This is a genomic window from Mycobacterium rhizamassiliense (assembly GCF_900157375.1).
Lineage (GTDB): Bacteria > Actinomycetota > Actinomycetes > Mycobacteriales > Mycobacteriaceae > Mycobacterium > Mycobacterium rhizamassiliense.
On sequence record NZ_LT721901.1, the window covers coordinates 3,911,363 to 3,920,066 of the forward strand.

At 71.0% G+C, this 8,704-nt stretch carries 4 protein-coding genes; all 4 read left to right on the forward strand.

The genetic code is table 11. The features are described 5' to 3' along the window. Nucleotides 1-67 precede the first annotated feature (67 nt). From MRAB57_RS18970 to mbtD, 4 genes are read left to right on the forward strand one after another with little or no spacing between them, the layout of a single operon-like run. Nucleotides 68-3,577, forward strand: a complete 3,510-nt coding sequence (locus MRAB57_RS18970) for a non-ribosomal peptide synthetase (protein ID WP_077088715.1) — start codon at nt 68-70, stop codon at nt 3,575-3,577. Then, the gene (locus tag MRAB57_RS18975) at nt 3,574-4,347 is read left to right on the forward strand and encodes a thioesterase II family protein (protein WP_077088716.1); all 774 of its coding nucleotides are present in this window, start codon (nt 3,574-3,576) and stop codon (nt 4,345-4,347) included. Before MRAB57_RS18970 ends, MRAB57_RS18975 begins: the two co-directional genes overlap by 4 nt. Further along, nucleotides 4,334-5,644 carry a beta-ketoacyl [acyl carrier protein] synthase domain-containing protein gene (locus tag MRAB57_RS18980; RefSeq protein WP_108637963.1) on the forward strand — a complete coding sequence of 437 codons (1,311 nt, stop codon included), beginning with the start codon at nt 4,334-4,336 and terminating at the stop codon, nt 5,642-5,644. The genes MRAB57_RS18975 and MRAB57_RS18980 overlap by 14 nt, the downstream gene beginning before the upstream one ends. Continuing rightward, nucleotides 5,644-8,703: a mycobactin polyketide synthase MbtD gene (mbtD, locus tag MRAB57_RS18985; RefSeq protein ID WP_077088717.1), complete on the forward strand. Its 3,060-nt coding sequence runs from the start codon at nt 5,644-5,646 to the stop codon at nt 8,701-8,703. Before MRAB57_RS18980 ends, mbtD begins: the two co-directional genes overlap by 1 nt. Nucleotide 8,704 lies beyond the last annotated feature (1 nt).

Below are 8,704 nucleotides of genomic sequence, written 5' to 3' on the forward strand. Positions count from 1 at the left end.
TGTGCCGGGACAGAGGATAGGCTAACTTTCAAAAATTAGGGCAGCCTGTGCTAATTCAGGAGGATTCGTGGTGCGTTCCCCGGCGTACTCGGAGGACATCCGCGCGGAAGTCGCGGAGCTCCTCGGCGTCGGCGTCGACGCGGTGCACCCGGGTAGCAACCTGATCGGCCAGGGCTTGGACTCCATCCGGATGATGTCGCTGGCCGGCAAATGGCGCAAACAAGGCATCGACGTCGACTTCGCCGCGCTTTCCGCCAGCCCGACCATCGAGGCCTGGTCGGAGCTGGTGGCCACCGGCTCGCAGGCCGTCGACCGGCCTGCCGACGCGACGCCCCCCGAGGCCGACGCCGCCGACGCGTCGGGCGAGCCCTTTCCGTTGGCCCCCATGCAGCACGCGATGTGGGTCGGCCGCGCCGCGAACCAGCAGTTCGGCGGGGTGGCAGGGCATCTGTATGTCGAGTTCGACGGCGGGGCGACCGATCCCGACCGGCTGCGCGCGGCGGCCACCCGGCTGGCGCTGCGCCACCCGATGCTGCGGGTGCGGTTCTCGCCCGACGGCACCCAGCACATCGCCCCGGCGGACGAGTGCGGCGACTTCCCGGTCGCCGTCGAGGACCTGCGCCAGCTGGACGCCGGGGCCGTCGGTCGGCGGCTCGCCGCGATCCGCGATGCCAAGTCGCATCAGGAGTTGGACGGCGCGGTGTTCGAGCTCGCGCTGACGTTGCTGCCCGGCGAGCGGTCGCGGCTGCACGTCGACCTGGACATGCAGGCCGCCGACGCGATGAGCTACCGCACCCTGATGTCCGACCTCGCCGCGCTGTACCTGGGCTCCGACCTGCCCGAGCTGGAATACAGCTACCGCGAATACCGCCAGGCCATCGCCCGCGAGGAGGCGCAGCCGCAGCCGGCCCGCGACGCCGACCGAGAGTGGTGGGCGCAGCGCATCGCGGCGCTGCCGGACCCGCCGATGCCGCCTACGAGCGGTGACCGCGACTCGCGCCAAAGCATCCGCCGCTGGCACTGGCTGGACCCGGCGACACGTGACGCGCTGTACTCCCGCGCCCGCGCGCGGGGGATCACCCCGGCGATGGCGCTGGCCGCGGCGTTCGCCAACGCCCTGGCCCGCTGGTCGGCTTCGTCGCGGTTCCTGCTGAACGTCCCGCTGTTCGGCCGCCAGGCCCTGCACCCCGACGTCGAGAAGCTGGTGGGCGACTTCACCTCCTCGCTACTGCTCAACGTCGACCTGACGGCTGCGGCTACCGCGGCGCAACGGGCCGAGGCCGTGCAGGAGTCGATGCGGACGGCGGCGGCGCATGCGTCCTATTCGGGGCTGTCCGTGCTGCGCGACCTCAGCCGCCATCGCGGCACCCAGGTGCTGGCGCCGGTGGTCTTCACCAGCGCGCTGGGCCTCGGCGAACTGTTCAGCGCCGATGTCACAGGGCAATTCGGCTCGCCCGAGTGGATCATCTCGCAGGGCCCCCAGGTGCTGCTGGACGCGCAGGTGACCGAGTTCGACGGCGGCGTCCTGGTGAACTGGGATGTGCGCGACGGCGTATTCGCGCCGGGCGTCGTCGATGCCATGTTCGCCCACCAGATCGACGAACTGCTCCGGCTGGCATCCGGCGACGACGTCTGGGACGCCCCGGATCCCTCCGCCGTGCCTGCCGCGCAGCGGGCGGTGCGCGCCGTGGTCAACGGCCGCACGGCCGAACCCAGCGGAGAAGCCTTGCACGACGGGTTCTTTCGGCAGGCCGAGCGGCAGCCCGATGCGCCGGCGGTGTTCGCCACTTCCGGCGACCTCAGCTACGCGCAGCTGCGCGATCAGGTGCTGGCCGTCGCCGAGGCGGTGCGTGCCGCAGGGGTCGGCGCCGGCGAGGCGGTCGCCGTAGTAGGGCCGAAGACGGCCGAGCAGGTGCCCGCCGTGTTGGGCATCCTGGCCGCGGGCGCGGCCTACCTGCCGATCGGCGCCGACCAACCGCGCGACCGCGCGGACCGCATCCTGACGACCGGCGAGGTGCGCCTGGCCCTGGTGTGCGGCGGCCAGCAACAGCCGTTGCCGGTGCCCGCGCTGACGCTCGCCGACGTGTTGGCGGGCGCCCCAGCCGAGACCGCTTGCGCCAGAGTCGATCCCGCCGACCTCGCCTACGTGCTGTTCACCTCGGGCTCCACCGGTGAGCCCAAGGGCGTGGAGGTCACTCACGACGCCGCGATGAACACCGTGGAATTCATCGGCCGGCACTTCGACATCGGCCCCGCGGATCGCTGCCTGGCCCTGTCGACGCTGGAGGGCGACATCTCGGTGATGGACCTGTTCGTCACCCTGCGGACCGGTGGGTCGATCGTGGTGGTCGACGAAGCGCAGCGCCGCGATCCCGACGCCTGGGCCCGGCTCATCGACGAACATCACGTCACCGTGCTGCACTTCATGCCGGGCTGGCTGGAGATGCTGATCGAGGTCGGCCACGGCCGGCTGTCGTCGGTGCGGGTGATACCCACCGGTGGTGACTGGGTGCGGCCCGAGGTGGTGCGCCAACTGCGGGCCGAGGCGCCCCGTCTGCGCTTCGCCGGCCTGGGCGGCGCGACCGAAACACCAGTGCACAACACCATTTTCGAGGTCACCGACGACATGCCGGACGACTGGACGGCCCTGCCGTTCGGGACCCCGCTGGACAACAACGCGTGCCGCGTCGTCAGCGACACCGGGGACGACTGCCCGGACTGGGTCGCCGGCGAATTCTGGGTGTCCGGCCGAGGCATCGCGCGCGGCTACCGCGGACGTCCCGACCTGACGGCGGACCGTTTCGTCGAGCACGACGGCCGGCGGTGGTACCGCACCGGCGACCTGGTGCGGTATTGGCCCGACGGCACACTGGAATTCGTCGGCCGCGCCGATCACCGAATCAAGATCAGCGGATACCGAATCGAACTCGGCGAGGTCGAGGCCGCGCTGCGGCGGATACCGGGCGTGGGCATGGCGGTGGTCGCTTTGTTGTCCGGGTCGGGCGGCGCCGAGGTGCTCGCGGCAGCGGTCTGCGCGGACACGACGAACGATGCCGAGCGGATCCGTGCGGCCCTCGCTGATCTGCTTCCGACACACATGATTCCGCGCCACATCGTCGCGGTCGAGACGATCCCGTTCACCGACGCCGGCAAGATCGACCGGCGTGCCGTCGCCCGGTTGCTGGGCGCCGCGGTGTCGAGCTCGGACACGGAAGCACCGGGTTACCGGGCGCCGTCGACGGCGCTGGAATCCGCGCTCGCCGCGATCGTCGGGGACCTGCTCGGCTTGGATCGCGTGGGCATCGACGACGACTTCTTCGCGCTCGGCGGCGATTCGGTGCTGGCCACCCAGGCGGTTGCGCGAATTCGCGCCTGGCTGGACACGCCCAACATCATGGTCGCCGACATCTTCGCCAACCGCACCGTTTCGACGCTCGCCGGGCTACTCGCCCGTGGCGAGCGTGAGCCCGGTCGGCTCGACAAGGTCGCCGAGTTGTATCTCGAGGTCATCGGCATGGACGCCGACTCGGTGCTGGCGGCATCCGGACAGCCCGCGGAATGCGAAGCGGTGCAATGACATTCCAAGACCTGGTGAGTACGCCTTCGACGTTTCCGTCCTGGATCAAGCGCATCCCGGGACGCAACGCCGGATCGTCAGGGCCCTCCAAGGGCGCGATCGTGGTCTTTCCCCATGCCGGGGCGGCCGCGGCGAGCTACCGGGCGCTGGCCAGCGCGCTGGCCGCTGGCGCGGACACCTACATCGTGCAGTATCCGCAGCGGGCCGATCGGCTGAACGAGCCGGCGCACGAAACCGTGCACGACCTTGCCCTCGGCCTCTTCGAGGCCGGCCCGTGGGGCAGTGTTGCGCCGCTGCGGTTGTTCGGGCACAGCATGGGTGCGGTCGTCGCGTTCGAGTTCGCCCGGGTCGCCGAGGAGCGCGGTGTCGCCGTGCAGAAGCTGTGGGCATCGGCCGGACCGCCGCCGTGCGTGGTCGCCGAGATGCCGGAGCTGCCGACCAGCAATGACGAGGTGCTGGCCGAGCTCGCCGATTTGGGTGGCACCGATCCCGAACTCCTTGCCGACGAGGAGTTTTCCGAATTGCTGGCCACCGCGATGCGCGCCGACTACGAGGCGTTCAACCGCTACGAGCCCAGCCCCGACATCCGGGTCGGCACCGACATCCACGTCCTCGGCGGGCGCGACGACCATCGCATCGCCATCGAAGTGCTGCGGCTGTGGGCGAGGCACACCGCCGGATCGTATGAGCTGTCGCTGTACGACGGCGGCCACTTCTATCTTTACGACCATGTCGATTCGGTCGCCGCGCAGGTGAATGCCGATGCCTGACAACGGGTTCGATCCCGTCGTGATCGTCGGCATGGGCGTCGAGGCGCCCGGCGGCATCGACACCGCCGACGGCTTTTGGGAGCTGCTGGTGAACGGCCGCGAGGCGCTGAGCCCGTTCCCCACCGATCGCGGCTGGGCGGTCGCGGACCTGCTGGCCGGATCGCGCCGCAGCGGGTTCAAGGAGATCCACGACAAGGGCGGGTTCCTGCGCGGCGCAACGACCTTCGACCCGGAATTCTTCGGCATCTCGCCCCGCGAGGCCGTCGCCATGGATCCGCAGCAGCGGGTCGTGCTCCGGGTTTCCTGGCGCGCGCTGGAAAACAGCGGCATCAATCCCGACGACTTGGCCGGCCACGACGTGGGCTGCTTCGTCGGCGCGTCCGCCACCGGATACGGGCCGGAGATGGCGGAGTTTTCCGGGCACAGCGGTCACCTGCTCGCCGGCACCGCGCTGAGCGTGATCTCCGGCCGGATCGCCTACACGCTCGGGCTGTCCGGACCGGCCCTCACCCTCGACTCCTCGTGCGCGTCCGCGCTGGTGGCCTTCCACGTCGCCGTGCGCTCGCTGCAGAACGGGGACTGCGACATGGCGCTGGCCGGCGGCGTCAACGTGCTGGGCTCGCCCGGCTTCTTCGTCGAATTCTCCAAACAGCATGCCCTGTCCGACGACGGCGTGTGCCGCCCGTACAGCGCCCACGCGAGCGGGACGGTGTGGGCCGAAGGAGCGGCCATGTTTGTGCTGCAACGCAAATCGGCCGCGCTGCGTGACGGCAGGCCGATCCTGGCCGAGGTCCGCGCCACTGCCGTCAACCAGGACGGGCGCAGCGCCGGCCTGAGCGCGCCCAGCGAGGAGGCGCAGGTTCGGTTATTCCGCCGCGCCATCGACCGGGCCGAGATCAAGCCCGAAGAGGTGGGGATGATCGAGGGCCACGGCACCGGCACACGGCTCGGCGACCGCACCGAATTGCACTCGCTGGCAAAGACTTACGGCGACGTCGCGCCGGGAACCGGTGCGTTGCTGGGATCGGTGAAATCCAATGTCGGCCATTCGCTGGCCGCGGCGGGCGCACTCGGGCTGGCCAAGGTCCTGATCTCCGCTGAACACGGCGCCGTACCGCCCACCCTGCACGCCGCCGAACCCAGCCCCGAAATCGACTGGGACAGCCAGGGTTTACGGCTCGCGCAGACCCTCACACCCTGGCCCGCGATCGGCGGCCTGCGGACCGCCGTGGCATCCGCCTTCGGAATCGCCGGCACTAACGCGCACCTGATCGTGTCCGTCCCCGAGGTCGCCTAGTGCTCACTCATGTGTTGCCCGACGGCCGTGTCCCGGTGCTGCTCACCGCGCACGACAAAGAGCTCATCCGCCAGGAAGCCGCGGCGATCCTGGACTATCTCGACCGCAGCGCCGGCGATTCCGCCGAGGTGGTCGCGGCGGTCGCCGCGACGCTGATGCGGCTGCGGCGGGTGCGGCGCCACCGCGCCGTCGCGCGGGCCGCGAACCGCGCCGAGCTGGTCGAGGCGCTGTCGGCGATCGCCCGCGGCGACGACCACGAGCTGGTCGCCCGTGCCACCGGGGCCGCGGCGCCGCGCATCGCGTTCGTCTTTCCGGGCCAGGGCAACCAATGGCGGGGGATGGGCGCCGACGCCTACGGCCGGCTGCCGGCCTACCGCGAGACGGCCGACAGCTGCGCGGACGCGTTCCTCGCCGCCGGCTTTGCTTCCCCGCTGCCGTATCTGGTGGGCGAGCTGGATCGGGACTGGGCCCGGACCGAGATCCAAGGCGCGCAGTTCACCCATGCGGTCAGCCTGGCCGCGGCGTGGCGGTTCTTCGGGGTGTTCCCGGACATGACCGTCGGGCACAGTCTCGGCGAGGTCGCGGCGGCCCATGTGGCGCAGGCGGTATCGCTTGCCGATGCCGTCGCTCTGGTGGGGGCGCGCGCCACCGTCGTCGACAGCCTGACCGGCCGGTACGCGATGGCGGTGCTGGGCGCCGGCGTCGACGAGTCCGAGTCCGTGCTGGCCGACACCGCGGGCTGGCTGGAGGTCTCGGCGGTCAACGGCCCGTCGTCGACCGTGGTGTCCGGCGATGTGGACGCGGTGGCCGCCGCGGTGCGGCTGGCGGGGCAGCGGGACATCTTCACCCACCAACTGGCCGTCGACTATCCGGGGCACACCAGTGCGCTAAGGCCGTTGCGCAACAACCTGATCGAGCGCGTCCCCGACTCGGCCTTCCGGGACGGACCGATGAAGTTCATCGGATCCACCTTCGGCGCCGAGGTGGGCGCCGATACCGACTTCTCCGAATATTGGTACGAAAACCTCTGCGGCACCGTGCGGTTCGACCGGGCCGTGCAGTTCGCCCAGAAGTCGGGCGCCGACGTATTCGTGGAGATGTCCGCGCACCCGTCGCTGCTGTATCCGCTGGCCGACATCCTCGACGACGAGTGGGGCGTGGCGGTCGGCTCCGGCCATCGGGACAAGTCCATTGCCGACTCGCTGTCGTCGAACCTCGCCGCCGTCGCGACCGCGTACCCCGACTGCCGGTGGGCCAACGCCCTGCCGGCGGGTATCCAGCCGCCGCTGCTGCGAAAGTTCCCCAATGCGCCGATGCGGGCGCTGCACCTGTGGGCGACACCGGAACCGCTGGCCGACAGCGCACCGGTTCCCGCGCTGACCGTCGCGGCCGAGGACTGGCAGCCCGCGGCGCCATCGCCCACCGACCGCGTAACGGCCTGCGGCATCGGGTTTGTCGGCGAACCCGCGGCCTGGACGCAACGGCTGATCGACGCGGTCGCCGGTCACCCGGGCTGCCGCGCCGTGTCCCCCCACGAGGCGGAGATCGTGGCGATCATCGCGCCGGAGCTCGACGGATCGGACGCCGCCGCCGCGATCGAGCGGATCGGCGGGCGGACGGACGCGGGCCTGCCGGATTACGCCGCGATCGTCGGGCCGCGATGCCGGGCGGTCTGGCTGCTCACCGCCGGAGCCGAACAGGTAGGTCCCGACGACCCGAATGTCTCGGGCGCGCAGGCGGCGCTGGCCGCGATGCATCGCAGCGTCGGCTTCGAATTCCCGGATCAGGCCTTCGGGCATCTCGACCTCGCGCACCGCGACGTCGACGCCGACACGGCGCTCGCCGTCGTCGACACCCTGCTCGGCGAGGCGGCCGAGATCGCGCTGCGGGGCGGCAAGTCGCCGCAACGCTACGTCCGGACGTTCCGCGATTGCCGCGAGTCGGCGACGATGCGCCCGGTGGACGGCGCCGCCCTGGACCACGTGGTGATCACCGGCGGCAGCGGGGCCATCGGCCTGCAGTACGCCCGCTACTGCGTCGAGCACGGAGCGCGCACGCTGACACTGTTGAGCCGCAACGGTGTTGACGACGCCGCCGTGGCGCAGCTCGCCGAGAACTACGACGTGCAGGTGCAGGCCCCACGCTGCGACATCACCGACGCCGCAGCGGTGTCCGCCGTCGCGGCCGAATACGCCGGTGCCGGTGCCTCTTTGGTGATCCACACGGCCGGCATCGCCAGGGCCCGCCGCCGTTCCGACTTGACCGGCGCGGACGTCGCCGAGGTTTGCGCCGCGAAGGTCGTCGGCCTGGCGCGGCTGGTCGACGCCTGGCCGCTGCGAGACGACTGCCGGATCCTGGCCTGCTCCTCGGTATTCGGTGTGTGGGGCGGCTACAGCCACGCGGCGTACGCGGCGTCCAACCGGATGCTCGACGTGTTGGCCGCCCAGCTGCGGCGCGGTGGCCGCGACTGCACCGCGATCCGGTGGGGGCTATGGCGAAGCGCCGGGGTGGTAGCGGCCAACGAGATCACCCGCACCGAGCGGTCCGGATTGGTCGCGATGGACCCTGAGCTGGCGATCGAGGCCAGCCTCTACCGCTACGGCACCGATCCGCTGGTCTTCGACGCGGACTTCGACCGGCTCGCGGTGTTCTTCGAAAGTCAGGGCATGCCAATGCCGTTCAGCGCTCCGCACGACGGCGACGGTGCGACCGACGGCGGCACCGAGGCCGCGGCGAAGCCACTGGCCGAGGTGGTGCGCGTCGAGCTGGCCGCGACCCTGCACCTGGGCGACGCGGCATCGATCGATGCGAGCGCGTCGCTGATCGACCTCGGCGTCGATTCGTTGCTCGCGCTTGACCTTCGCAAGCGGCTGCGCCGGACCGTGGGGAACTCGGTTCCGGTGGCGCGCATGCTCGGTGGCATCACCGTCCACGAACTGATCGACGCCCTGCGCGTCGACTCAACCACACCGCCGGCGGCGCGATCCTTTGAGCGCCCGGCCGCTCCCCACGGGGAGCAACACTCGAAGCTCGCGATGCTAGAAAGGTTGGAGTCCTAGC

What these genes read in the sequence shown, in the direction of transcription:
- MRAB57_RS18975 (WP_077088716.1), top strand. Translation starts at nt 3,574, where the DNA reads ATGACATTCCAAGACCTGGTGAGTACGCCTTCGACGTTTCCGTCCTGG.
- MRAB57_RS18980 (WP_108637963.1), top strand. Translation starts at nt 4,334, where the DNA reads ATGCCGATGCCTGACAACGGGTTCGATCCCGTCGTGATCGTCGGCATG.